Annotated in this window: 18 protein-coding genes; 13 read left to right on the forward strand and 5 right to left on the reverse strand. The window is 72.8% G+C overall.

Features of this window, described 5'->3' with window-relative positions; all coding sequences use genetic code 11:
- Positions 1-119 precede the first annotated feature (119 nt).
- Positions 120-1,601, forward strand: coding sequence for a GTPase HflX (hflX, locus tag AB0O36_RS00265; protein ID WP_365101776.1), 1,482 nt, complete (start codon positions 120-122; stop codon positions 1,599-1,601).
- Between the two features lie 117 nt (positions 1,602-1,718).
- On the opposite strand, the gene AB0O36_RS00270 is transcribed toward hflX, so the two are convergent.
- Positions 1,719-2,900, reverse strand: a complete 1,182-nt coding sequence (locus tag AB0O36_RS00270; RefSeq protein ID WP_365101779.1) for a hypothetical protein — start codon at positions 2,898-2,900, stop codon at positions 1,719-1,721.
- Between the two features lie 290 nt (positions 2,901-3,190).
- Here AB0O36_RS00270 and AB0O36_RS00275 point away from each other — a divergent pair, with 290 nt between their 5' ends.
- Genes AB0O36_RS00275 through AB0O36_RS00290 form a run of 4 tightly spaced genes read left to right on the forward strand, consistent with a single transcriptional unit; the run spans position 3,191 to position 9,332 of the window.
- Positions 3,191-4,549, forward strand: coding sequence for a diaminobutyrate--2-oxoglutarate transaminase family protein (locus AB0O36_RS00275; RefSeq protein ID WP_365101781.1), 1,359 nt, complete (start codon positions 3,191-3,193; stop codon positions 4,547-4,549).
- A complete protein-coding gene (locus AB0O36_RS00280; RefSeq protein WP_365101784.1) occupies positions 4,546-6,492 on the forward strand; it encodes an IucA/IucC family protein in 1,947 nt (648 codons plus the stop codon). Before AB0O36_RS00275 ends, AB0O36_RS00280 begins: the two co-directional genes overlap by 4 nt.
- A gap of 5 nt (positions 6,493-6,497) precedes the next feature.
- A complete protein-coding gene (locus AB0O36_RS00285) occupies positions 6,498-7,298 on the forward strand; it encodes a GNAT family N-acetyltransferase (RefSeq protein WP_365102519.1) in 801 nt (266 codons plus the stop codon).
- Between the two features lie 39 nt (positions 7,299-7,337).
- On the forward strand, positions 7,338-9,332 hold the full coding sequence (locus AB0O36_RS00290) for an ATP-dependent DNA helicase (RefSeq protein ID WP_365101787.1): 1,995 nt from the start codon (positions 7,338-7,340) through the stop codon (positions 9,330-9,332).
- 99 nt (positions 9,333-9,431) lie between these two features.
- Here AB0O36_RS00290 and lexA read toward each other — a convergent pair whose 3' ends face one another.
- On the reverse strand, positions 9,432-10,226 hold the full coding sequence (gene lexA / locus AB0O36_RS00295) for a transcriptional repressor LexA (RefSeq protein WP_365101790.1): 795 nt from the start codon (positions 10,224-10,226) through the stop codon (positions 9,432-9,434).
- A gap of 529 nt (positions 10,227-10,755) precedes the next feature.
- On the opposite strand from lexA, the gene nrdR reads away from it, so the two are divergent.
- The 3 genes from nrdR to AB0O36_RS00310 all read left to right on the forward strand — a co-directional run bounded on the left by nrdR (position 10,756) and on the right by AB0O36_RS00310 (position 15,153).
- Entirely contained in the window at positions 10,756-11,265 is a 510-nt protein-coding gene (nrdR, locus tag AB0O36_RS00300) for a transcriptional regulator NrdR (protein WP_365101793.1), read from the forward strand.
- Between the two features lie 122 nt (positions 11,266-11,387).
- Positions 11,388-14,270, forward strand: a complete 2,883-nt coding sequence (locus AB0O36_RS00305; RefSeq protein WP_365101796.1) for a vitamin B12-dependent ribonucleotide reductase — start codon at positions 11,388-11,390, stop codon at positions 14,268-14,270.
- A 199-nt stretch (positions 14,271-14,469) separates the two neighbouring features.
- On the forward strand, positions 14,470-15,153 hold the full coding sequence (locus AB0O36_RS00310; protein ID WP_365101799.1) for a DUF6215 domain-containing protein: 684 nt from the start codon (positions 14,470-14,472) through the stop codon (positions 15,151-15,153).
- A gap of 10 nt (positions 15,154-15,163) precedes the next feature.
- Here the strand turns inward: AB0O36_RS00310 and AB0O36_RS00315 are convergent, their stop codons facing one another.
- Both AB0O36_RS00315 and AB0O36_RS00320 read right to left on the reverse strand, forming a co-directional pair.
- Complete coding sequence (locus tag AB0O36_RS00315; protein ID WP_365101802.1) at positions 15,164-15,721, reverse strand: NUDIX domain-containing protein; 558 nt, start codon at positions 15,719-15,721, stop codon at positions 15,164-15,166.
- Positions 15,722-15,738: 17 nt separating this feature from the next.
- On the reverse strand, positions 15,739-16,125 hold the full coding sequence (locus AB0O36_RS00320; RefSeq protein WP_365101805.1) for a VOC family protein: 387 nt from the start codon (positions 16,123-16,125) through the stop codon (positions 15,739-15,741).
- A 242-nt stretch (positions 16,126-16,367) separates the two neighbouring features.
- Here AB0O36_RS00320 and AB0O36_RS00325 point away from each other — a divergent pair, with 242 nt between their 5' ends.
- The 5 genes from AB0O36_RS00325 to AB0O36_RS00345 all read left to right on the forward strand — a co-directional run bounded on the left by AB0O36_RS00325 (position 16,368) and on the right by AB0O36_RS00345 (position 21,506).
- Entirely contained in the window at positions 16,368-17,192 is an 825-nt protein-coding gene (locus AB0O36_RS00325; RefSeq protein WP_365101808.1) for an arylamine N-acetyltransferase, read from the forward strand.
- Between the two features lie 33 nt (positions 17,193-17,225).
- A complete protein-coding gene (locus tag AB0O36_RS00330; protein ID WP_365101811.1) occupies positions 17,226-17,831 on the forward strand; it encodes a YdbC family protein in 606 nt (201 codons plus the stop codon).
- A 73-nt stretch (positions 17,832-17,904) separates the two neighbouring features.
- Positions 17,905-18,573 carry a histidine phosphatase family protein gene (locus AB0O36_RS00335; RefSeq protein WP_365101814.1) on the forward strand — a complete coding sequence of 223 codons (669 nt, stop codon included), beginning with the start codon at positions 17,905-17,907 and terminating at the stop codon, positions 18,571-18,573.
- A gap of 11 nt (positions 18,574-18,584) precedes the next feature.
- Entirely contained in the window at positions 18,585-19,565 is a 981-nt protein-coding gene (locus AB0O36_RS00340; protein ID WP_365101816.1) for an ADP-ribosylglycohydrolase family protein, read from the forward strand.
- Positions 19,566-19,733: 168 nt separating this feature from the next.
- Positions 19,734-21,506, forward strand: a complete 1,773-nt coding sequence (locus tag AB0O36_RS00345) for a DUF4173 domain-containing protein (protein ID WP_365101819.1) — start codon at positions 19,734-19,736, stop codon at positions 21,504-21,506.
- A 135-nt stretch (positions 21,507-21,641) separates the two neighbouring features.
- Here AB0O36_RS00345 and AB0O36_RS00350 read toward each other — a convergent pair whose 3' ends face one another.
- On the reverse strand, positions 21,642-23,180 hold the full coding sequence (locus AB0O36_RS00350) for an MFS transporter (RefSeq protein ID WP_365101822.1): 1,539 nt from the start codon (positions 23,178-23,180) through the stop codon (positions 21,642-21,644).
- Between the last annotated feature and the right edge of the window lie 5 nt (positions 23,181-23,185).

The following is a 23,185-nucleotide window of genomic DNA, read 5'->3' on the forward strand; positions in this document are numbered from 1 at the left end:
CCATCGACAGGGCGGTGCGGCCGCCCGGTGGCGGGAATCACCCGCCGGTGTGACACGTTGTACCCGTACAGTCCGTACCCGCGCAGCGCGGCACCTCACCACGACGACGTAAGGATCCAATGACCTCCTCCTCTTCTTCCCCTTCACAGGACGCACAGAGCTTTACCGGGAGCCTTCGGGCCGATGCCCTGATGGAAGAGGACGTCGCCTGGAGCCACGAGATCGACGGAGAGCGGGACGGCGAGCAGTTCGACCGCTCCGAGCGCGCGGCCCTGCGCCGCGTCGCGGGCCTCTCCACCGAGCTCGAGGACGTCACCGAGGTCGAGTACCGCCAGCTGCGACTGGAACGCGTGGTGCTCGTCGGCGTCTGGACCTCGGGAACGGTCCAGGACGCGGACAACTCCCTGGCCGAGCTCGCGGCCCTCGCCGAGACGGCGGGCGCCCTGGTGCTCGACGGCGTGATCCAGCGCCGCGACAAGCCCGACCCGGCCACCTTCATCGGCTCCGGCAAGGCCCGTGAGCTGCGTGACATCGTCCTCGAAACCGGTGCCGACACCGTCGTCTGCGACGGCGAGCTCAGCCCCGGCCAGCTGATCGCCCTCGAAGACGTCGTCAAGGTCAAGGTGATCGACCGGACCGCCCTGATCCTGGACATCTTCGCCCAGCACGCCAAGTCCCGTGAGGGCAAGGCGCAGGTCGCGCTGGCACAGATGCAGTACATGCTGCCGCGCCTGCGCGGCTGGGGTCAGTCGCTGTCCCGGCAGATGGGCGGCGGCAAGGGCGGCGGCCTCGCCACCCGTGGCCCCGGTGAGACCAAGATCGAGACGGACCGGCGCCGCATTCGCGAGAAGATGGCGAAGATGCGCCGGGAGATCGCGGAGATGAAGACCGGCCGCGACCTCAAGCGGCAGGAGCGCAAGCGGAACAAGGTTCCGTCGGTCGCGATCGCCGGATACACCAACGCGGGCAAGTCCTCCCTGCTCAACCGGCTCACCGGAGCCGGCGTGCTGGTGGAGAACGCCCTGTTCGCCACCCTCGACCCGACCGTGCGCCGGGCCGAGACGCCGAGCGGCCGGGTCTACACCCTGGCCGACACCGTCGGCTTCGTCCGGCACCTGCCCCACCACCTCGTCGAGGCGTTCCGCTCCACCATGGAGGAGGTCGGCGACTCCGACCTCATCCTGCACATCGTGGACGGCTCGCATCCGGCGCCGGAGGAGCAGCTGGCGGCCGTGCGGGAGGTGATCCGCGAGGTCGGCGCGGTCGACGTGCCCGAGATCGTGGTGATCAACAAGGCGGACGCGGCGGACCCGCTGGTCCTGCAGCGGCTGCTGCGCATCGAGAAGCACTCCATGGCGGTCTCGGCCCGTACCGGGCAGGGCATCGCCGAGCTCCTGGAGCTGATCGACACCGAGCTGCCCCGGCCCGCGGTCGAGGTGGAGGCGCTCGTTCCGTACACCCGGGGCGGCCTGGTCGCCCGGACGCACGCCGAGGGCGAGGTGATCTCCGAGGAGCACACCGCGGAGGGCACCCTGCTCAAGGCCCGCGTCCACCGGGAACTCGCCGCGGACCTCGCTCCGTACGCACTGGTCACGCGCTGACCCACCGGTCGGCCGGGCCGGCTCACCGGCCGGTCATCGCCGGCCGGCGCCGGACAGCATTGCGCCCCCGGGCCTCGGCCCGGGGGCGCAATGCTGTCCGGTGTTACCGCCCGCCGCCTACTGCTTGGCGAACTTCTTGCTCACCGCGTCGAAGATCCCCTTGGCCTCCGGGCCGAGCCGCGGGCCCGCCAGCCAGGACGCCTTGGCCGGGCCGATCGACGTGTTCGACACCAGCGCGGGCTTGCCGTCCGCGCCCGCGGCGACCCAGCCGCCGCCCGAGGAGCCACCCGTCATGGTGCACCCGATGCGGTACATCACCGGGTCGTTCTGGTTCAGCGACAGCCGGCCCGGCTTGTCGTTGCACTGGAAGGCGCGCTGCCCGTCGAACGGCGCCGCGGCCGGGTAGCCCGTCGCCGTCATCTTGGTGATCTTCGGGACGGCCTGGGCGTTGAACTCCACCGGCAGTGCCGAACCGACCGTCTCCTCCAGCGACTTCGCCGTCGTGCCCTTCTCCGGGGTCACGTGCAGCACCGCGAAGTCGTACGGCGCGCCCGCGCCGCCGACCGGTCCGCCGGTGGCGATCCACTGGTTCGAGGTCTGCGCCCAGTCGCTCCACCACACGCCGTACGGGGCCACCTGCTCGCGGGAGGCGCCCTTGATCTGCGCCGCCGACTTGCCCGCGTTGTTGTAGGAGGGGACGAAGGCGATGTTGCGGTACCAGCCGCCCTTGGCGCCCGCGTGCACGCAGTGGCCGGCCGTCCACACCATGTTCGACTTGCCCGGGTGCGCCGGGTCCTTCACCACGGTCGCCGAACAGACCATGGAGCCCTCGGGGCCGTCGAAGAAGACCTTGCCGGACTCCGGAACGCTCTTGTGGTACGGCGCGGCGGCGGCCTTCGCGGTGACCGGGGCCGGGGTCGGGTCCGTCACGCCGTGGTCCTTGCCCAGGTCCGGGTCCGCGCCGGGCCGTTCGGGCTTCTGCGCGTCACGCATCCGGTCCGGGTCCCACAGGTCCTCGATGATCGGGTTGACGTAGTCCTCGGCCTCCCGCAGCCAGTCCTCCTTCTTCCAGTTCTTCCACTCACCCCCCTTCCACTTGTCCAGGTCGAAACCGCGTTCCTTGAGCTTCTCCTTGAGCCGGTCCGGGATCTGGATCCCGTCCGTGCCGCCGGGGCTGCCGGCCGACACCGTCGGCTTGGCGTCGCCGCCGGCCTCGTCGTCACCGGGCCCGCAGGCCGAGGCGGTCAGCGCGAGAGCGGCCGCGCAGAGTACGGCGGTGACCGGTCGCATCGGTCGCATGTCGTTGATTCCCCCGTGTGGATGGATCGGGTGTCGGACGTGGAGTGCAACCCCCCACTATGCCGATGACGTTGGGGACGGCGCAGAGCGGGTCCGCGGTTCCGGCAAGGATCTTGACGCTACCCGTGATCTGCCGCGCACACGGTCGTTGGTACGTACGGGGGAAGCGCGACAGCGCTCCCGTTCGACCATCCATCCTTCGACGGACCGTGTACGCGGGAGGTGCGACAGACGTGGCCGCCTTGACCGATCGGACTGCCGGGCGGCCGGACGCGGACGGAGGAACCTCCGTGCCGCGGGCGGGGAATGACGGTGCGGCCGACCTCGCCCCCGAGGGCATCCTGCGCCGGCAGTCCCTGCGCGAGTCGGCGGCCCGTACGTACGCCCGGGCCCTGCCGATCGTCCCGGTGCGGGCCCGTGGCCTCACCATCGAAGGTGCCGACGGACGCCGCTACCTGGACTGCCTCTCCGGCGCCGGCACCCTCGCCCTCGGCCACAACCACCCGGTGGTGCTGGAGGCCGTACGCGCGGTCCTCGACTCCGGCGCCCCGCTGCACGTCCTGGACCTGGCGACCCCCGTCAAGGACGCCTTCACCACCGAACTGTTCGCCGCCCTGCCGCCCGCCCTGGCCGCGAACGCCCGGATCCAGTTCTGCGGCCCGGCCGGCACCGACGCAGTCGAGGCGGCCCTCTCGCTGGTCCGCACCGCGACCGGACGCTCCGGGCTGCTGGCCTTCACCGGCGCCTACCACGGGATGACCGCCGGGGCCCTGGCCGCCTCCGGAGGAGCGCGCGACGGCCGGGTGACCCGGCTGCCCTTCCCGCAGGACCGTCACTGCCCGTTCGGCGTGGGCGGCCCCGAGGGCGCCGCGCTGGCCGCCCACTGGACGGAGAGCCTGCTCGACGACCCCAGGAACGGGATCCCCCGGCCGGCCGGGATGATCCTCGAACCGGTGCAGGGCGAGGGCGGGGTGCTGCCCGCCCCCGACGACTGGCTGCGCAGGATGCGCGCGATCACCGCGGCGCGCGGCATCCCGCTGATCGCCGACGAGGTGCAGACCGGGGTCGGCCGGACCGGCGCCTTCTGGGGCGTCGACCACGCCGGCGTGGTCCCGGACGTGATGGTGCTCTCCAAGGCCATCGGCGGCAGCCTGCCGCTGGCCGTCATCGTGTACCACTCCGACCTGGACCTCTGGGAGCCCGGCGCCCACGCCGGAACGTTCCGCGGCAACCAGCTCGCCATGGCGGCGGGCACCGCCACCCTCGCCTACGTCCGGCAGAACCGTCTCGCCGAGCGTGCCGCCGTGCTGGGCGACCGGATGCTCGCCGCCCTGCAGGGCCTCGCCGCGGACCATCCCTGCATCGCCGAGGTGCGCGGCCGCGGCCTGATGATCGGCATCGAGTTCACCGACCCGGACACCCCGGGGGACGGGGCCGCCCCGGCGCTCGCTGCCGCCGTCCGCGAGGAGTGCCTGGCCCGGGGGCTGATCGTCGAGCTGGGCGGCCGCCACAGTGCCGTCGTACGGCTGCTGCCCCCGCTCACCCTCACCGACGAGCAGGCCACGGCGGTGCTGGACCGGCTCGCCGACGCCGTGGCCGCCGCCGGACGGGCCCGGCACCGCCGACTCACCCCAAGGAACCCGCAGTGACCTCCACACCCGATCCGTTCCGTTCCACCGGCACCCCGCAGGCAGGTCTTCCGCGGCAGAACTACGGCTCCCTCCCCCCGCGCACCCCCGCGCCCGCCGCGGTGCCCGTCCCCGCCTGGCCGGCCGATCCGCTGGACCACCCGGATCCGGCCGCCGCCGCCGACGCCGCCGCGGTGGAGAACCTGCTCCGCTGCTGGGTGCGCGAGCGGGCCCTGGCCCGGCCCGCCGGGGACGGCCCGCTGCGGATCCCGCTGCCCGCCTCGGGAACGGCCCTGGTCGTGCCCGTACGGCACTGGTCCGCAGCCGGCCTGCACCGCTTCGGCCCGGCGCGGATCGACGGCGTCCCGGCGGGGGCCCCGGTCCTCGACGCGGTCACCGCCGCGGCACTCCTGGTCCGCGAGGCCGGGCGCACCGCCCCGGCCGCTCCCGGCGCGCCGACCGCTCCCGGGACCCCGCCCGGTCCCGCCGGCCGGGCCCCGGCCGGACCCGCCGCTCCCGCTGCCGCCCCGCCCGGCGCGGACCTGGTCGGCCGGGTCGCCGACTCCGTACGCCGTACGGCCGCCTTCCTCGCCGAGCGGCGGGCCCGGCCGGAGCCACCCGCGCCCGTGGGCCGGGACCCCTTCCTCCACGCCGAACAGTCCCTGGTCCTCGGCCACCCCCTCCACCCCGCCCCCAAGAGCCGGGAGGGGCTCACCGAGAGCGAGGCCCGCCGCTACTCGCCGGAGCTCCACGGTTCCTTCCCGCTGCACTGGGTGGCCGTCGCCCCCTCCGTGGTCGCCACCGACTCCGCGTGGACCGAAGGCGGACGCGCCCTCCCCGCCGGACACCTGCTGGCCCGGCTCGCCCCCGGACTCCCGCTGCCCCTGGGCACCACCCCGCTCCCGCTGCACCCCTGGCAGGCCCGCGAGGTGCTCCGCCGGCCGGCCGCGGCCGCCCTCCTGGACGCCGGACTGCTCCACGACCTCGGACCCTTCGGCGCCCCCTGGTACCCCACCTCCTCCGTGCGCACCGTCCACCGGCCGGCCGGCCCCGCGATGCTCAAGCTCTCCCTGGGCCTGCCGATCACCAACTCCCGCCGGGAGAACCTCCGCAAGGAACTGCACCGCGGGGTGGAGGTGCACCGCCTGCTCCGGACCGGGCTGGCCGACCGGTGGCAGGCCGCCCACCCCGGCTTCGACATCGTCCGCGACCCCGCCTGGGTCGCCGTGGACGACCCGGCCGGCACCCCGGTCCCCGGGCTCGACGCCGTCCTCCGCCACAACCCGTTCCGTTCCGGCGAGCGGGCCCTGTGCGTGGCCGGGTTCACCGCCCCGCGGCCCTGGCCCGGACGGACCACCCTGCGTTCCGCGCTGGCCGAGACGGTCTGCCGGCTCGCCGCCCGCACCGGCCGCCCGACCCCGGCCGTAGCCGCCGAGTGGTTCCTGCGCTACCTCGACCACGTGGTGCTGCCCGTGCTCGGCCTCGACGCGATCGCCGGCATCGCCCTGGAGGCGCACCAGCAGAACACCCTGGTCCTCCTCGACGCCGAGGGCTGGCCCGTCGGCGGCCGCTACCGCGACAACCAGGGCTACTACTTCCGCGAGTCCCACCGCGCGGCCCTCGACGCCCGGCTCCCCGGCATCGGCACCACCAGCGACACCTTCGTCTCCGACGCCGTCACCGACGAACGCTTCGCCTACTACCTGGGCATCAACAACGTGCTCGGCCTGATCGGCGCCTTCGGGTCGCAGGGCCTGGCCGACGAGCGCGTCCTGCTCGCCGCGTTCCGGGGCTTCCTCGGCAAGGCGGCCGGCCTCGGCCCGCTCCCCGCCCTGCTGCTGGACTCCCCGGCCCTGCGCTGCAAGGCCAACCTGCTCACCCGGGTGGGCGGCCTCGACGAGCTCGTCGGGCCGGTCGACACCCAGTCCGTCTACGTCACGATCCCCAATCCCCTCCACGGGTGACCACCATGACCTCGATCAACACCGCCCCCGCCCCCGCTGCCGCGTCGGCCACGGCCACCACACCGGGCACATTCACCACACCGGGCACATTCACCACACCCGGCACGTTCGCCACACCCGGCACGTGCGCGACACCGGGCACGGCTGCCGCACCGGAGACCGCACTCCCACCGGGTGCCCTCCCCGCCCAGGGCCGGCCGCTCCCCGCCGAGCTGCTGCCCCGGCTCGCGGAGGCGGACCTCCTGGACAGTCCCGCCGACTGGCGCCCGGCCGCCACCCGGGCCGGCCTGTTCCGGCTGGAACCCGTACGCCCTGCCCGGGACCGGAAGCTCATCGCCCGCTGGATGAACGACCCCGAGGTGGCCGCCTTCTGGGGGCTGGCCGGCCCCAGCCTGGTGACCGCCGCCCACCTGAGCGCCCAGCTGGCCGGGGACGGCCGCAGCATCCCCTGCCTGGGCCTGCTCGACGGCACCCCGATGAGCTACTGGGAGATCTACCGGGCCGATCTCGACCCGCTCGCCGCCCACTACCCGGCCCGCCCCGAGGACACCGGGATCCACGTGCTGATCGGCGAGGCCGCCGACCGCGGCCGCGGGCTGGGCACCGTACTGCTGCGGACGGTCGCCGACATGATCCTCGACAACCGTCCCCGCTGCACCCGGGTCGTCGCCGAACCCGACCTCCGCAACACCCCCTCCGTGGCCGCCTTCCTCAACGCCGGGTTCCGGCTGGCCGCGGAGATCGACCTGCCGGACAAGCGCGCCGCCCTGATGCTCCGTGACCGTGCCCTCCGGACCCTGCTCTGACCACCGGTGTCGGTGGAGCCGCGTAGGGTTGTCAGTGCTATGACGAAGCCCTCCCTCCCCGACCTGCTGCACGCCGCCGTCACCGCCGTCGGCGGCACGGAGCGCCCCGGCCAGGTGGCCATGGCCGAAGCCGTCGCCGAAGCGATCGACGAGAACGCGCACCGGCTGATCCAGGCAGGCACCGGCACCGGAAAGTCCCTCGGCTACCTGGTGCCGGCCCTCGCGCACGGCGAGCGCGTGGTGGTGGCCACGGCCACCCTGGCCCTCCAGCGCCAGCTGGTCGAACGGGACCTCCCGCGCACCGTCGAGGCGCTGCACCCGCAGCTGCGCCGGCGGCCGCAGTTCGCCATGCTCAAGGGCCGCTCCAACTACCTGTGCCTGCACCGGCTGCACGAGGGCGCGCCGCAGGACGAGGAGGAGGGCCTCTTCGACCAGTTCGAGGCGGCCGCCCCCAGCAGCAAGCTCGGCCAGGACCTGCTGAGGCTGCGCGACTGGGCGGACGAGACGGAGACCGGCGACCGCGACGACCTGACCCCGGGCGTCTCCGACCGGGCCTGGTCCCAGGTCTCGGTCTCCTCCCGGGAGTGCCTGGGCGCGACCAAGTGCGCGTACGGCGCCGAGTGCTTCGCCGAGGCCGCCCGGGAGCGGGCCAAGCTGGCGGACGTCGTCGTCACCAACCACGCGCTGCTCGCCATCGACGCCATCGAGGGGGCGCCGGTCCTCCCGCAGCACGAGGTGCTGATCGTCGACGAGGCCCACGAGCTGGTCTCCCGGGTGACCGGAGTGGCCACCGGCGAGCTCACCCCGGGGCAGGTCAACCGGGCGGTGAAGCGCGCTGCCAAGCTGGTCGACGAGAAGACCGCGGACTCCCTGCAGAACGCCGCCGAGTCCTTCGAGCGGATCATGGAACTGGCCCTGCCGGGGCGGCTGGAGACCGTTCCCGAGGACCTGGGGTACGCCCTGCTCGCGCTGCGGGACGCGGCCCGCGAGGTGATCTCGCGGATGGGCGCGACCCGCGACAAGTCGATGGCCGACGAGGACGCCGTCCGCAAGCAGGCGCTGGCCTCCGTGGAGAACATCCACGCGGTGGCGGAGCGGATCACGCTCGGCTCCGAGTACGACGTGGTCTGGTACGAGCGGCACGAGCCCCGCGGCGGAGCCGCTTATCGACACAGCGGAGCGACGCTGCGGGTCGCCCCGCTGTCGGTCTCCGGCCTGCTGCGGGAGAAGCTGTTCGAGGACCGCTCGGTGGTCCTCACCTCGGCCACGCTCAAGCTGGGCGGTGACTTCAACGGGGTCGCGGCCTCGCTGGGCCTCTCCCCGGAGGGCGTGGAGGGCGAGGACGTGCCGGTCTGGAAGGGCCTGGACGTCGGCTCGCCGTTCGACTACCCGAAGCAGGGCATCCTCTACGTCGCCAAGCACCTGGCCACGCCGGGGCGCGAGGGCACCCGCGGCGACATGATGGACGAGCTGGCGGAGCTGATCGAGGCGGCCGGCGGCCGCACCCTGGGGCTGTTCTCCTCGATGCGCGGGGCGAAGGCGGCCGCGGAGGAGCTGCGGACCCGGCTGGACCACCCGATCCTGCTCCAGGGCGAGGAGACCCTCGGAGAACTGATCAAGAACTTCGCGGCGGATCCCCGGACCTGTCTGTTCGGCACCCTGTCGCTGTGGCAGGGAGTGGACGTGCCCGGTCCCAGCTGCCAGCTGGTGATCATGGACCGGATCCCGTTCCCGCGGCCGGACGACCCGCTGATGAGCGCCCGCCAGAAGTCGGTCGAGGAGCACGGCGGAAACGGCTTCATGGCCGTCGCGGCCACGCACGCGGCGCTGCTGATGGCCCAGGGCGCGGGTCGGCTGGTACGCGCCTCGGGCGACCGGGGTGTGGTGGCGGTGCTGGACCCGAGGCTGGCCACGGCCCGGTACGGCGGCTTCCTGAAGTCCTCACTGCCGGACTTCTGGTACACCACGGACCGCAACCAGGTCCGCCGCTCCCTCGCGGCGATCGACACGGCCGCCCAGGCCGAGGGCAAGTAGGTACGGCCGAGGGCAAGTGGGTACGCCGGAACCCCGGGAACGCCAAGAACCCCGGGACCGGCGCAGTGGGTCCCGGGGTTCGCCAGGGGCGGCGGGGTGTCAGACCCGCCGCAGGACGGCGACGACCTTGCCGAGGATGGTCGCCTCGTCGCCGGGGATGGGCTGGTAGGCGGAGTTGTGGGGGAGCAGCCAGACGTGGCCGTCCTCGCGCTTGAAGCGCTTGACGGTGGCTTCGCCGTCGAGCATGGCGGCCACGATGTCGCCGTTCTCCGCGACGGGCTGGCGGCGGACGGTGACCCAGTCGCCGTCGCAGATGGCCGCCTCGATCATCGAGTCGCCGACGACCTTCAGCACGAAGAGCTCGCCGTCACCGACCAGCTGCCGGGGGAGGGGGAAGACGTCCTCGACGGATTCCTCGGCCAGGATCGGGCCGCCGGCGGCGATCCGGCCGACCAGCGGCACATAGGAGGCGGCGGGCTTGCCGGTGGTGTCCGTGGGCTGCGAGCTGGGCTGGTCCGAGCCGCGGACCTCGTAGGCGCGCGGGCGGTGCGGGTCGCGGCGCAGGAAGCCCTTCCGCTCCAGGGCCATCAGCTGGTGCGCGACGGAGGAGGTGCTGGACAGGCCCACGGCCTGGCCGATCTCCCGCATCGACGGGGGGTATCCGCGCCGCTGCACCGAGTCGCGGATGACCTCGATGACCCTCCGCTGCCGGTCGGTGAGGCCGGAGCTGTCGGCGCGGATCCCGGGAGGTCGTCCGGGCAGCGAGCGCGCGGGGCGTACGGAGGCCTCCCCGTCGGGATTCAGGCTTGCGTCAGTCATGGCATGCACCGGCTCGACTCGGCTCTGGGAGCGGTTCTGGGCAGTGATGGTGGCACTGTCTGCGGTGGTGGTCACGTCGGCGGCCCCTCTCGAACGGAATGTTCTCCCCTGGCTGGACAACGGTAGTTGCTTTCGAAAGGTTGCGCCAAACACACGTTCGAGTGAAAAATCGCAGATTGCTCTACGTGACGACCGTAAGAGGTGTATGGACCGCAGTCCGGGGTGCCGTGGCCCGGGGTGGCCGGGGGGCTTCGGTGCCGAACGCGGGTTCGGTCCGGCGCCGCGTCCTTACGGTACCCTTCCCGGTCGGACGGCCCCCGCCCGGGCCGGTACCGTCCGGGCCGGTACCCAGTCTGGCAGTCCCGGAGCCCGAATCCGGGCATTCCGTCCCGCGACACGCGGTGGGGACCCAGGTCATGCGAAACACAAGATCTAGTGGTTGGATGGTCGAAGTCACCCAGCAGTTGTGGCTCCCGTGTCATCTGGGACGCGTGGGATCGCATATGCTGGTGTCTGCCTCAGGAGCCCTCAGAACAGCCGCCGCGCTGTTGCACAGGGCTGTCCTGGGCCATTCAGTCGTGCCGTGAGGGAGGGTGGGAGAACCGTGCATTGCCCCTTCTGCAGGCACCCCGACAGCCGCGTCGTCGACAGCCGCACCACGGATGACGGCACGTCGATCCGCCGTCGCCGTCAGTGCCCGGACTGCTCCCGCCGCTTCACCACGGTGGAGACGGCGTCACTGATGGTGATCAAGCGCAGCGGTGTCACCGAACCCTTCAGCCGTTCCAAGGTCATCTCCGGCGTGCGCAAGGCGTGCCAGGGGAGGCCCGTCACGGAGGACGCCCTCGCCAAGCTCGGCCAGCGGGTCGAGGAGTGCGTGCGCGCCACCGGCAGCGCCGAGCTGACCACCCACGACGTGGGCCTGGCCATCCTCGGCCCCCTGCAGGAGCTCGACCTCGTCGCGTACCTGCGCTTCGCGTCCGTATACCGAGCGTTCGACACGCTGGAAGACTTCGAGGCCGCCATCGCGGAACTGCGGCAGCGGCCTCGCAGCGGAGTGAGCGAGCCCGCCGGGACCGGTCCGGTCCCCGCGCCCGCCTCCGCCGCCGACTGACCGGGCGGCCGCACAGCGGCCCGTCAGTCCGCACAGAGCCACATGAAGATCAAGTCAGAACCGTGCCACGGAATATTGCTGGCACATCAGGGCGTTTTTGCCCGCATATGGGAGGCGGCAGCATGACAGAGACGGCGAGCGGCCCGGCACGCGGTTCCCGCGCGAAGGGTGCCAAGTCGGCGGGCAAGGGCGGCCTGCGCATCGAGCGCATCCACACCACCCCCGGCGCGCACCCGTACGACGAGGTCGTCTGGGAACGCCGTGACGTCGTCATGACCAACTGGCGCGACGGCTCGGTCAACTTCGAGCAGCGAGGCGTCGAGTTCCCCGACTTCTGGTCGGTGAACGCGGTCAACATCGTCACCAGCAAGTACTTCCGCGGCGCGGTCGGCACCCCGCAGCGCGAGACCGGTCTGAAGCAGCTGATCGACCGGATCGTGAAGACCTACACCAAGGCCGGTGAGGAGTACGGGTACTTCGCCACGCCCGCCGACGCCGAGATCTTCGAGCACGAGCTGACCTACGCCCTGCTGCACCAGATCTTCAGCTTCAACTCCCCGGTGTGGTTCAACGTCGGCACGCCCCAGCCGCAGCAGGTCTCCGCCTGCTTCATCCTGTCCGTCGACGACTCCATGGAGTCGATCCTCGACTGGTACAAGGAAGAGGGCATGATCTTCAAGGGCGGCTCCGGCGCCGGCCTGAACCTCTCCCGCATCCGCTCCTCCAAGGAGCTCCTCTCCTCCGGCGGCAACGCCTCCGGCCCGGTCTCCTTCATGCGCGGCGCCGACGCGTCCGCGGGAACGATCAAGTCGGGCGGCGCCACCCGCCGTGCGGCCAAGATGGTCGTGCTCGACGTGGACCACCCGGACGTCGAGGACTTCATCGCCACCAAGGTGAAGGAGGAGGAGAAGATCCGCGCCCTGCGCGACGCGGGCTTCGACATGGACCTGGGCGGCGACGACATCACGTCCGTCCAGTACCAGAACGCCAACAACTCGGTGCGCGTGAACGACGAGTTCATGACGGCCGTGGAGAACGGCACCGAGTTCGGCCTGCGCGCCCGCATGACCGGCGAGGTCATCGAGAAGGTCGACGCCAAGGCGCTGTTCCGCAAGCTCGCCGAGGCCGCGTGGGCCTGCGCCGACCCGGGCATCCAGTACGACGGTGTGATCAACAACTGGCACACCTGCCCCGAGTCCGGCCGCATCACCGCGTCCAACCCGTGCAGCGAGTACATGCACCTGGACAACACGTCCTGCAACCTCGCCTCGCTGAACCTGATGAAGTTCCTCAAGGACGACGGCAAGGGCAACCAGTCCTTCGAGGTCGAGCGCTTCGCCAAGGTCGTCGAGCTCGTCATCACCGCGATGGACATCTCCATCTGCTTCGCCGACTTCCCGACCCAGAAGATCGGCGAGAACACCCGCGCCTTCCGCCAGCTGGGCATCGGCTACGCCAACCTCGGCGCCCTGCTGATGGCCACCGGCCACGCGTACGACTCCGACGGCGGCCGTACCCTCGCCGCCTCCATCACCTCGCTGATGACCGGTACCGCGTACAAGCGCTCCGCCGAGCTGGCCGGCGTCGTCGGCCCGTACGACGGCTACGCCCGCAACGCCGAGCCGCACAAGCGCGTCATGAAGCAGCACGCCGACGCCAACGCCGTCGCCCCGCGCACCGACGACCTGGACACCCCGGTCTGGGCCGCGGCCACCGAGGCCTGGCAGGACGTCATCCGCCTCGGCGAGAAGAACGGCTTCCGCAACGCGCAGGCCTCCGTCCTCGCGCCGACCGGCACCATCGGCCTGGCGATGTCCTGCGACACCACCGGTGTCGAGCCGGACCTGGCCCTGGTCAAGTTCAAGAAGCTCGTCGGCGGCGGCTCCATGCAGATCGTCAACGGCACCGTCCCGCAGGCCCTGCGCCGCCTGGGCTACCAGGAGGAGCAGATCGAGGCGATCGTCGCCCACATCGCCGAGCACGGCAACGTGGTGGACGCGCCCGGCCTGAAGACCGAGCACTACGAGGTCTTCGACTGCGCGATGGGCGAGCGCTCCATCTCCGCGATGGGCCACGTCCGCATGATGGCCGCGATCCAGCCGTGGATCTCCGGCGCCATCTCCAAGACGGTCAACATGCCGGAGTCGGCCACCGTCGAGGAGGTCGAGGAGATCTACTTCGAGGCCTGGAAGCTCGGCGTCAAGGCCCTCGCGATCTACCGCGACAACTGCAAGGTCGGCCAGCCGCTCTCCGCCAAGAAGAAGGAGGACGAGAAGGCCGAGGTCACCGCCAAGGCGGAGGAGACCATCCGCACCGCGGTGGAGAAGGTCGTCGAGTACCGCCCGGTCCGCAAGCGCCTCCCCAAGGGCCGCCCGGGCATCACCACCTCCTTCACGGTCGGCGGCGCCGAGGGCTACATGACCGCCAACTCCTACCCGGACGACGGCCTGGGCGAGGTCTTCCTGAAGATGTCGAAGCAGGGCTCCACCCTCGCGGGCATGATGGACGCCTTCTCCATCGCCGTCTCGGTCGGCCTGCAGTACGGCGTCCCGCTGGAGACCTACGTCTCGAAGTTCACCAACATGCGCTTCGAGCCGGCCGGCATGACGGACGACCCGGACGTGCGGATGGCGCAGTCGATCGTCGACTACATCTTCCGCCGCCTGGCCCTGGACTTCCTGCCGTTCGAGACCCGCTCGGCGCTCGGCATCCACACCGCCGAGGAGCGTCAGCGCCACCTGGAGACCGGCTCCTACGAGCCGCTCGACGAGGAGCTCGACACCGAGTCCCTGGCGCAGTCCGCCCCGCTGGCGGCCGTCCCGGCCGTCCCGGTGGTGGAGGTCCCGGCCCCGAAGAAGGTGGCGCACAGCAACGCGGAACTGGTGGAGATGCAGCTCGGCGTCTCGGCCGACGCCCCGCTCTGCTTCTCCTGCGGGACGAAGATGCAGCGCGCCGGCTCCTGCTACATCTGCGAGGGCTGCGGCTCGACCAGCGGCTGCAGCTGAGCCTGACCGATAGATGACCCGAAGGGGACCGGCCTCGGCCGGTCCCCTTCGGGGTCGTGCGGCGTGCCCGCCCGGGAAGGCGCCCGGGCACCCGGGAACGCAACCGGGAAAACAGCAGGTGAGAAGGGGCTACCCCCGGGTAACGATCACGGGTTAGGCTCACCGGCGCGCAGGGGGCGCGTACAGGGGGGTGGGGGACATGGCCGACAACGTGGCAGTGGCGGACAAGGGCATGAGCGCGCCGGCGCAGGTGATCGCGGCCGTGGTGCTGGTCGGGGGCCTCGCGGCCGGAGCCTGGGCGATGCAGGCGGCCGATCGGCAGGAGGCCGAGGGGCCGGCCCGGTGTTCCGTCTCCACGGACGTGCTCCCGGCGCAGTACGCCTCCGGGGCCCGGCTGTGCGAGGCGCTCAACCGGCCGGACCTGCCGGTTCTGCTCGGCACCCCGCAGGACCCGGTGAGGTCCGCGAGCGGCAGCGGCGACTGGCAGACCTTCGGCAGCGGCACCAAGAGGGCCGCGCCGCAGGCGACCGCGGAGACCGAGAAGCACCACGTGGAGATCGGGGTGGACTACGACCTCCGGGTCGAGTCGGCCGGGCTCCTGGGCTCGGACGTACAGAAGCAGACGGTCCTGGGGCGCCCCGCGGTCTTCTACTCCAGCCAGACCCTCGCCATCGGCTTCAACATCGGCGGAAGCGGCAAGGCCACCTCGGGCCGCGGTCCCATGGCCCGTTCCCTGGCGGTGGCCAGGGACGCGAAGGACGGCGGAGGCTTCTACGAGGTGACCGTCTGGCGGCGGAGCGGCAGCCTGATGCCCGATGACACGACGCTGCTCGCCGTGGCGGAGAAGGTGCTGCCGACGCTCCCGGGCTGGCAGAACGGCTGACACCGCGGAGTCATCGGCCGGTGTCCGAGTCCGGGGCGCAGGCGTTGTCCGGGGTGCGGGCGGTGTCCAGGGCGCGGGCGATCAGGTCGTGGACCAAGAATTCCCCCGGGGCGCGGTTCTCCTTCAGGCGCTCCAGGGCGTCCGGGCCGAACCAGCCGCACCCGGAGTGCTTGCCCCGCTCCAGGGCGGGTCGCGCCAGGTCGCCGTCCACCTCGACCAGGAAATCGGCCTCGTGGCGCACGGTGCCGTCGTCGTCGCCGGTCCAGGTGGAGACCCCGAGGGAACGCCGGATCCGCCGCAGCCGCCAGCCGGTCTCCTCGGACACCTCGCGGGCCAGCGCCCCGACGAGCGTCTCGCCGGGCTCCACGTGCCCGCCCACGATGTCCCAGCAGTCCGGGAACAGCCGGCGGTCGGCGCTGCGCCGCTGTGCGAACGCCTCCCCCCGCTCGTTGAGGACCACCGCACCCACGGTCCAGACCTCACCGGGCGCGGGCACGGGTATCCCGACCCCCTCGTCCACCGTCACCGGTCCCGCGCCCTGCCCGCATGATTCAGCCGAGGTATCCATGGACCAGAGCGTAGGGGTCAGTTCTCCTGGAGGACGGAGAGGACGTTGCCCGCCGGGTCGGTGAACCAGGCGATCGCCGCCGGGCCGCCCTCGGGTCCGCCGCGGACGACGCCCTTCTCGTCGGCCTCGAACCCCGGGTACCGCTCCAGGGCGACCCCCCGGGCGGTGAGCTCGTCGACGGCCGTGTCGATGTCGGGGACGCGGAAGTTGAGGACCGTGTACGTCGCCGGGGCGTGCCCGTCCTTGGGGTAGACGAAGACCGGGGTGCCGCCGGGGACGTGGAGCAGGAGGGCCCCCATCGACTCCTCCGTGACGCGCAGTCCGAGGGTCTCCCCGTAGAACCGCCTCGCCCGCTCGATGTCGTCCACGGCGAAACTGCTGAATGCCTCGGTGTTCCCGAACACGGTTGGTTCCCTTCTCCGGCGTGCCGGCCGTACCGAACGGCCCCTGTCACGATGCCGCCGCACCTGCCCGATGCCGCCGCACCTGCCATGAGACCGCCCGCGGCCGCGGCCCGCGGCGGGCGACGCGGCCCGGCGGCCGCCGGCCGGCGAGGATCACCCGTCCGGACCCGTACCGCCCCGTCCGGCACCCCTCGGGTGATCATTGACCCGAGCACGACCGGACCTGGGAACTCGGGGGAGCCATGTGGAGCGGTGACGAGCTGGACCTGGACGCGTACCTGGCGCGGATCGGGTACGCAGGGCGACCCGCCCCGGACCTGGAGACCCTGCGCGGGCTGCACCGGGCCCACGTGCGGTCGATCGTCTTCGAGAGCCTGGACGTGCTGCTGGGCCGTCCGGTCGGGCTGGACCTGAAGGACATCGAGGACAAGCTGGTGCGCGGTGGCCGCGGCGGCTACTGCTACGAACAGAACTCCCTGCTCGCCGCCGCCCTGGAACGGATCGGCTTCCACGTCTCCGGGCGGGCCGCCCGCAACCGCACCCGCGGCGCCCTGATGCCCGTCACCCACGCCCTCCTCGTGGTCACGGTGGACGGCGTTCGCTGGCTCTGCGATGCGGGGTTCGGCCACCAGGGCCCGCTGGAGCCCGTACCGCTGGACCGCCCCGGGACCGAGGTCCGGCAGGGGGAGTGGACGTACCGGATGCGCGCCGAGGAGGAGGGCATCCTCGCCCTGTGCTTCCTGCGTGAGGGGGAGTGGCGCGACCTGTACGCCTTCTCACCGCAGCACGCGTACCCCGTGGACTGGGTCCTGATGAACCACTACAGCTCCTCCCACCCGCGGGCGGCGTTCACCCGGCAGCTGATCGTCCAGCGGGCCGCCGAGTCCGCCCGTACGGCCCTGATCGGCGACCGGCTGACCGTCGTACCGGCCGGCGGGCGGGCCCCGGCCGTGAGCCGTACCGTGCCGGTCCGGGAGCTGCTCCCGCTGCTCGACCGGGAGTTCGGGATCCGGCTGTCCGATCGGGACGGGACGGAACTCGTGCGGAGGTACCGCGCCGAGGACTGACCCCGGCCGGTCCCGGGCCCGTACGATGGCCCGGTGCTGGTCAAGTGGATTCGCTGCACGGTGACGGATCGACGGGGGTTCGAGCGTGGGCAGCGGAAATGGGCCGGGCTGCCCGGCGAGCCGGGATTCAGGGGGCAGGGCGGTGGCTGGAGCCGGGGCAGGCAGGGCGTCGCGCACATCTTCGCGTTCTGGGAGAGCCGGGCCTTCTACGACTCCTTCATGGCCCGCTCGTACGACCGGCTGGCGGCCGCGCAGAACGGCACCTTCACCGGTCCGCGCAGCACGCTCTTCGACCACCGCTTCGACGTGAAGACCGGCTTCGAGCCGCGCTTCACCGACGCCGACGTGATCCGGGTCGCGCACACCCGGGTCCGCGACGGCCGGGTCGAGCACTTCGCGCTGATGCAGGAGAAGGTGTGGAACCCGGCCATGGCCGGCTCCCCGGGCATGGTGCGGGGCCTGTTCGGGGAGGCGCCGGGGCGCGAGTTCCTGGTGCTGTCCATGTGGAAGTCGGCGGCCGAGCACGGAAAGTACCGGCAGGAGCGGGTCGAACGGCTGTCGCTGCGCGCGCAGACCGAGGCCGACGTCGAGGCGCTGACCGGGGACGTGATCGACCTGGAGCCGTCCTGGACGGTGTGATGGTCCTACCGGCGTGCGGTCCCACCGGCGTGCTGCGTTCGTTCCCGCGGGTCGCGCGACTTAGGGTCGGGGCATGTCACGCCCACAGCGCATCGTCCTCCTCCGGCACGGGGAATCGGAGGGCAACACCGACGACACGGTGTACGAGCGGGAACCCGACCACGCCTTGCGGATGACCCGGAAGGGCCACCAACAGGCGGTCGAGGCGGGCGAACGGCTGCGCGAGCTCTTCGGCGAGGAGCACATCAGCGCGTACGTGTCCCCCTACCGGCGCACCCTCCAGACCTTCCGCGAACTTCGGCTGGACCCGGGACGGGTGCGGATACGAGAGGAGCCGCGGCTGCGCGAGCAGGACTGGGGGAACTGGCAGGAACGGGGCGACGTCCGGCTGCAGAAGGCCTACCGGGACGCCTACGGCCACTTCTTCTACCGGTTCGCGCAGGGGGAGTCCGGAGCCGACGTGTACGACCGGGTGGGCTCCTTCCTGGAGAGCCTGCACCGCAGCTTCGAGCAGCCCGACCACCCGCCGAACGTGCTCCTGGTGACGCACGGGCTCACCATGCGGCTGTTCTGCATGCGCTGGTTCCACTGGTCCGTGGCCGAGTTCGAGTGCCTGTCGAACCCGGGCAACGGCGAATTCCGGGTCCTCCGGCTGGGGGCGGACGGGCGCTACCGCCTGGACCGCCCGTTCGAGCGGTGGACCACTCCCGAGTCCTACGACCTCGACGACCGAGCCGACTAGAGTGACCCGCGATGACGACCCCTGACGCCTCTTCCGGCCCTTCTCCCTCTTCCGTCCCTTCTTCCGTCAGCTCCTCCTCCCCTTCCGGCGCTGCCGCCTCCGCCGACCCGCGCTACGCCCGCGTGCTGGCCAGCCTGCGCGCGCTGGCGGTCGGGGACGCCCTGGGCTCCCAGTTCTTCGTTCCCGCCAACTACCCGCGGCTCAAGCGGCGCGAGCTGCCGCCCGGCCCCTGGCAGTGGACCGACGACACCGAGATGGCCTGCTCCGTGGCGGCCGTGCTGGCCGGGCACGGCCGGATCGACCAGGACGCGCTCGCCGCGTCCTTCGCCGCCCACCACGACTTCGACCGCGGCTACGGACCGGCCGTGAACCGGATGCTGCGGCTGATCCGCGAGGGCGGGGACTGGCGCACGCTGGCCGCCGAACTGTTCAACGGGCAGGGATCGTGGGGCAACGGCGCGGCCATGCGGATCGCGCCGCTGGGCGCCTGGTACGCCGACGACCCCGAACAGGCCACGCACCAGGCGGAGATCTCCGCGTACACCACCCACCAGCACCGGGAGGCGGTGTGCGGGGCGATGGCGGTGGCCGCGGCCGCCGCCCTGGCGGCCGCTCCGGCCGGACCGCCCACCCCGGCCGAACTCCTCGACGGGGTGATCGCTCTGGTGCCGCGGAGCGCGGTGGGCGCCGGACTGCGCCGGGCCAAGGACATGCTCGACTACGGCGACGCGACGACCGTGGCGGCGGTGCTGGGCTGTGGCCGCCGTACGAGCGCGCACGACACCGTGCCCTTCGCGCTGTGGTCGGCGGCCCGCTCGCTGGACGACTACGAGCGGGCCTTCTGGACCACCGCGCAGGCGGGCGGGGACGTGGACACCACCTGCTCCATCGTGGGCGGGGTGCTCGGGGCGCGGGGCGAGGACGTGGTCCCGGCCGAGTGGCTGTCCCGGACCGAGGCGCTGCCGGCATGGCTGCCGGAGACGGCTGCCTGACCCGGTCCGTGCCCGGGGAGGGGCTCCCCTCCGCCGGGCCGTGTTTGTCACGGTCCTGCCACAGCGGACTCCGCGGCGGGAGGGAGCCGCACGTCAGCGGCCTACCCTGACCGCTCCGCCGCCCCGGCCCCGATGCGGGCCGGTGCGGCCGACAGGGGAGGGGCACGGATGCCGGAACAGCGCGACGACGGCGCGATGGAGGACCAACCGGCCGGCGGGAGCGGGAAACGGCAGAGCCGCAGGCCCGGCCGGGCCGAGCGGCAGCCCCACCCGGCCTGGCGCACTCCGGAGGCCCCCGGCGGACCCGGCGAATCCGGTGGGTCGGGCAAGCCCGAGGGCTCCGGCGGGTCCCGCGAGTCCGACGGGTCCGGAGCGTCCGGTCACCCCGTTCCCTCCGGCCGCCCCGGCCCCGCCGGGGTGCGGCCCGCGGAGCCCGGATGGGTCGCCCTGATCCGTCCGGCCGACCCCGCGCCCGTTCCTCCGGCGACCCTCTGGGGGGTGCTCGGCACGGGTCTGGCCGCCGCGCTGCTGCTCGGCGACGGGCTCGGCATCGGGCTGCTGATCACCGCGCTCCCGGCCGCCCTCGCCGCGTACGCCGCCGCCCGTACCGCCGGCCGCCAGGCCCGTCCGTGGACGGTGGCGTGGGCGCTGGGCTGCCTCGCCCTGCTCGCCGTACCCGCACTGCGCGACGCCGGCTGGACCTCCGTCCCGGCCGTGTTCGCCGCGGTCGGCCTGGCCGCGCTCGCCCTCTACGGCAGCCGGACCTGGCCCGGGGTGCTGCTCAGCCCGCTCGGCTTCCTCGACGCCGCGCCGACCGGCCTCGCCTGGGCCTGGCAGGGCCTGCGCGGCCTCGGCAGCGGGACCCGGGACCGCTGGTGGCCGCTGGTCCGGGCCGCCGCGGTGGCGGCGGTGCTGCTGGTCCTGTTCGGCGCCCTCTTCGCCTCGGCCGACGCCGCGTTCGCCGATCTGCTGGGCGGCCTCGCCCCCGACGTCTCGGTCGAGGACGGGCCGGTCCGGGTGCTGCTCTTCCTGTTCGGCGGGGTCGCGGCGGTGGCCGCCGCCCGGGCCGCCGCCGGCCCGCTGTGCTGGGACCGGATCAGGATCGCCCCGGCGAAGCCGCGCTCCCGGGCCGAGTGGGCCCTCCCGCTGATCGTGCTCGACCTGCTCTTCGCCGGGTTCATCGCGGTGCAGCTCACCGTGCTGTTCGGCGGCTACGACCGGGTGCTGGAGCGGACCGGTCTGACCCGTGCGGAGTACGCCCGGCAGGGCTTCTGGCAGCTGCTGTGGGCCACCCTGCTCACGCTGGTGGTGATCGCCCTGGCGCTGCGCCGGTCGCCCCGCTCCGGCCCCCGCGACCGGAGCCTGGTGCGCGCGGTGCTGGGCACGCTGTGCGTGCTGACCCTCGTCGTGGTGGCCTCGGCCCTGCGCCGCATGGACCTCTACGTGGACGCGTACGGGCTGACCCGGCTGCGGCTCTCGGTGGCGGCGGTGGAGCTGTGGCTCGGGCTGGTGATCGTACTGATCATCGCGGCCGGGGTGTTCGGCGCCCGGTGGCTGCCCCGCGCGGTGGTGGCGAGCGCCGGGGCCGCCGTACTGGCCTTCGGACTGGCGTCGCCGGACGGGCTGATCGCCGAGCGGAACGTGGCCCGGTTCGAACGGGCCGCGGAGCAGGACAGGGGCGGGGTGATCGACCTCGCCTACGTCCAGTCGCTGTCGGCGGACGCGGTGCCCGCGCTGGACCGGCTGCCCGAGCCGTACCGGTCGTGCGCCCTGCGCGGGATCAACGACGACCTGGCGGGCCGGGGCCGGACGCCCTGGTACGCGACCAGCCTGGGCGAGCAGCGGGCCATGCGGATCCTGCAGCGGTGCCCGGTCACCGCCCCGTACGAGGTGTGCTCGGGGCTGGGGACGTTCGCCGACCGCTACGCCTCCTCCTACTGAGCGCACCGCCGCGCGCCCGTGGGCCCACCCGGTGCGGGAGCGCCCGACGGGGGAAGGGGCGCCGGCCGCGGCGGAGGTCCGCCGGGCCGACGCCCCGTACTGCCGAGTGGTGCTGCGGGGTGCTCCCGGGCGCCGTCAGTGGGCCGGACCCCCGGCCGCGGCGTTGCCGTTGAGGGCCGCCAGGTCGCTCTTGCGGACCCGGATCACGATCAGGGCGATGAGCAGGGCCAGCAGGGCCATGCCCGCGGCCGCCGTGAAGGCGTCGGAGATGCCCGTGGCGAGCACCTGGTGGCCGGCCGGGCCGGGCATGACCCCGGTCTCCTTGAAGACCGCCATCTGCTCGGGCGTGGCCTGGGCGGCGAAGGCCGGGAGCTGCTTGGTGGTCTCCTCGCGGGCCGCTGTGCCGAACACCGTGACCAGGATGGACAGGCCGAGCGAACCGCCCACCTGCTGGCTGGCGTTGAGCAGTCCGGACGCGGCGCCGGCCTCGTGGGTGGCGACCCCGGAGACGGCCGTCAGCGTCAGGGTGACGAAGTTCAGGCCCATGCCGAAGGCGAAGACCACCATCGGACCCAGGATCCCGGAGACGTACGAGCTGTCGGTGTCGAGGAAGGTGAGCCAGCCCAGGCCGATCGCGACCAGGGCGGATCCGGTCACCATGAACGGCTTGGGGCCGAAGCGGGGCAGGAGCTTCTGCGAGAGCCCGGCGGCGATGCCGATGGCGGCGGTCACCGGCAGGAAGGCGAAGCCGGAGGCGATCGGGGAGTAGCCCAGCACGTTCTGCACGAACTGGACGATGAAGAAGAACATGCCGAACATCGCGGCGGCCAGGCTGAGCATGATCAGGTAGGTGCCGGCCCGGTTGCGGTCGGCGAACATGCGCAGCGGGGTGATCGGCTCCCTGGCCCGCGACTCGATCACGGCGAACAGGGCGAGCAGCACGACGGCGGCCACGAAGGAGCCCACGCTCAGCCCGTCGCGCCAGCCCTCCTCGGAGGCGCGGATGAACCCGTAGACGAGGGAGGCCATGCCGAGGGTGGAGGTGAGGGCGCCCGCGATGTCGAACCGGCCGGGGTGCCGCTCGGACTCGCTGATGAAGAGCGGGGTCAGCAGCAGGATCAGGGCGCCGATCGGCACGTTGACGAAGAGCACCCACCGCCAGTCGAGCCAGTCCGTGAGCACGCCGCCGGCGAGCAGGCCGATCGCACCGCCACCCGCCGAGACGGCGGCGAAGACGCCGAAGGCCCGGTTGCGTTCCGGCCCCTCCGGGAAGGTGGTGGTGATCAGTGCCAGGGCGGTCGGCGAGGCGATCGCGCCACCCACGCCCTGCAGCGCGCGGGCGGCCAGCAGCTGCCACGGCTCCTGGGCGAAGCCGCCGAGCAGCGAGGCCAGCGTGAACAGCGCGATTCCGGTCATGAAGACCCGGCGGCGGCCGAGGATGTCGCCGGCCCGGCCGCCGAGCAGCAGCAGTCCGCCGAAGGTGAGGGTGTAGGCGCTGAGCACCCAGGACAGGCCGGTGGTCGAGAAGTCGAGCGCCGTCTGGATGTGCGGGAGCGCGATGTTCACGATGGTCGCGTCGAGCACGACCATGAGCTGACAGGCTGCGATGACGGTCAGTGCGATGCCGGGGCGTCCCTCCCGGCGGGCCGCCCCCGGTATTCGGGTCGCGGCCACTTGTG

Origin of the sequence: Streptomyces sp. NPDC089799 (genome assembly GCF_040684755.1) — a bacterium.
Taxonomy (GTDB): Bacteria; Actinomycetota; Actinomycetes; order Streptomycetales; family Streptomycetaceae; genus Streptomyces.

What these genes read in the sequence shown, in the direction of transcription:
- AB0O36_RS00335 (WP_365101814.1), top strand. Translation starts at nt 17,905, where the DNA reads ATGTCACGCCCACAGCGCATCGTCCTCCTCCGGCACGGGGAATCGGAG.
- AB0O36_RS00315 (WP_365101802.1), bottom strand. Translation starts at nt 15,721, where the DNA reads ATGGATACCTCGGCTGAATCATGCGGGCAGGGCGCGGGACCGGTGACG.
- AB0O36_RS00325 (WP_365101808.1), top strand. Translation starts at nt 16,368, where the DNA reads ATGTGGAGCGGTGACGAGCTGGACCTGGACGCGTACCTGGCGCGGATC.
- AB0O36_RS00345 (WP_365101819.1), top strand. Translation starts at nt 19,734, where the DNA reads ATGCCGGAACAGCGCGACGACGGCGCGATGGAGGACCAACCGGCCGGC.
- AB0O36_RS00270 (WP_365101779.1), bottom strand. Translation starts at nt 2,900, where the DNA reads ATGCGACCGATGCGACCGGTCACCGCCGTACTCTGCGCGGCCGCTCTC.
- hflX (WP_365101776.1), top strand. Translation starts at nt 120, where the DNA reads ATGACCTCCTCCTCTTCTTCCCCTTCACAGGACGCACAGAGCTTTACC.
- AB0O36_RS00310 (WP_365101799.1), top strand. Translation starts at nt 14,470, where the DNA reads ATGGCCGACAACGTGGCAGTGGCGGACAAGGGCATGAGCGCGCCGGCG.
- AB0O36_RS00340 (WP_365101816.1), top strand. Translation starts at nt 18,585, where the DNA reads ATGACGACCCCTGACGCCTCTTCCGGCCCTTCTCCCTCTTCCGTCCCT.
- AB0O36_RS00290 (WP_365101787.1), top strand. Translation starts at nt 7,338, where the DNA reads ATGACGAAGCCCTCCCTCCCCGACCTGCTGCACGCCGCCGTCACCGCC.
- AB0O36_RS00285 (WP_365102519.1), top strand. Translation starts at nt 6,498, where the DNA reads ATGACCTCGATCAACACCGCCCCCGCCCCCGCTGCCGCGTCGGCCACG.
- AB0O36_RS00305 (WP_365101796.1), top strand. Translation starts at nt 11,388, where the DNA reads ATGACAGAGACGGCGAGCGGCCCGGCACGCGGTTCCCGCGCGAAGGGT.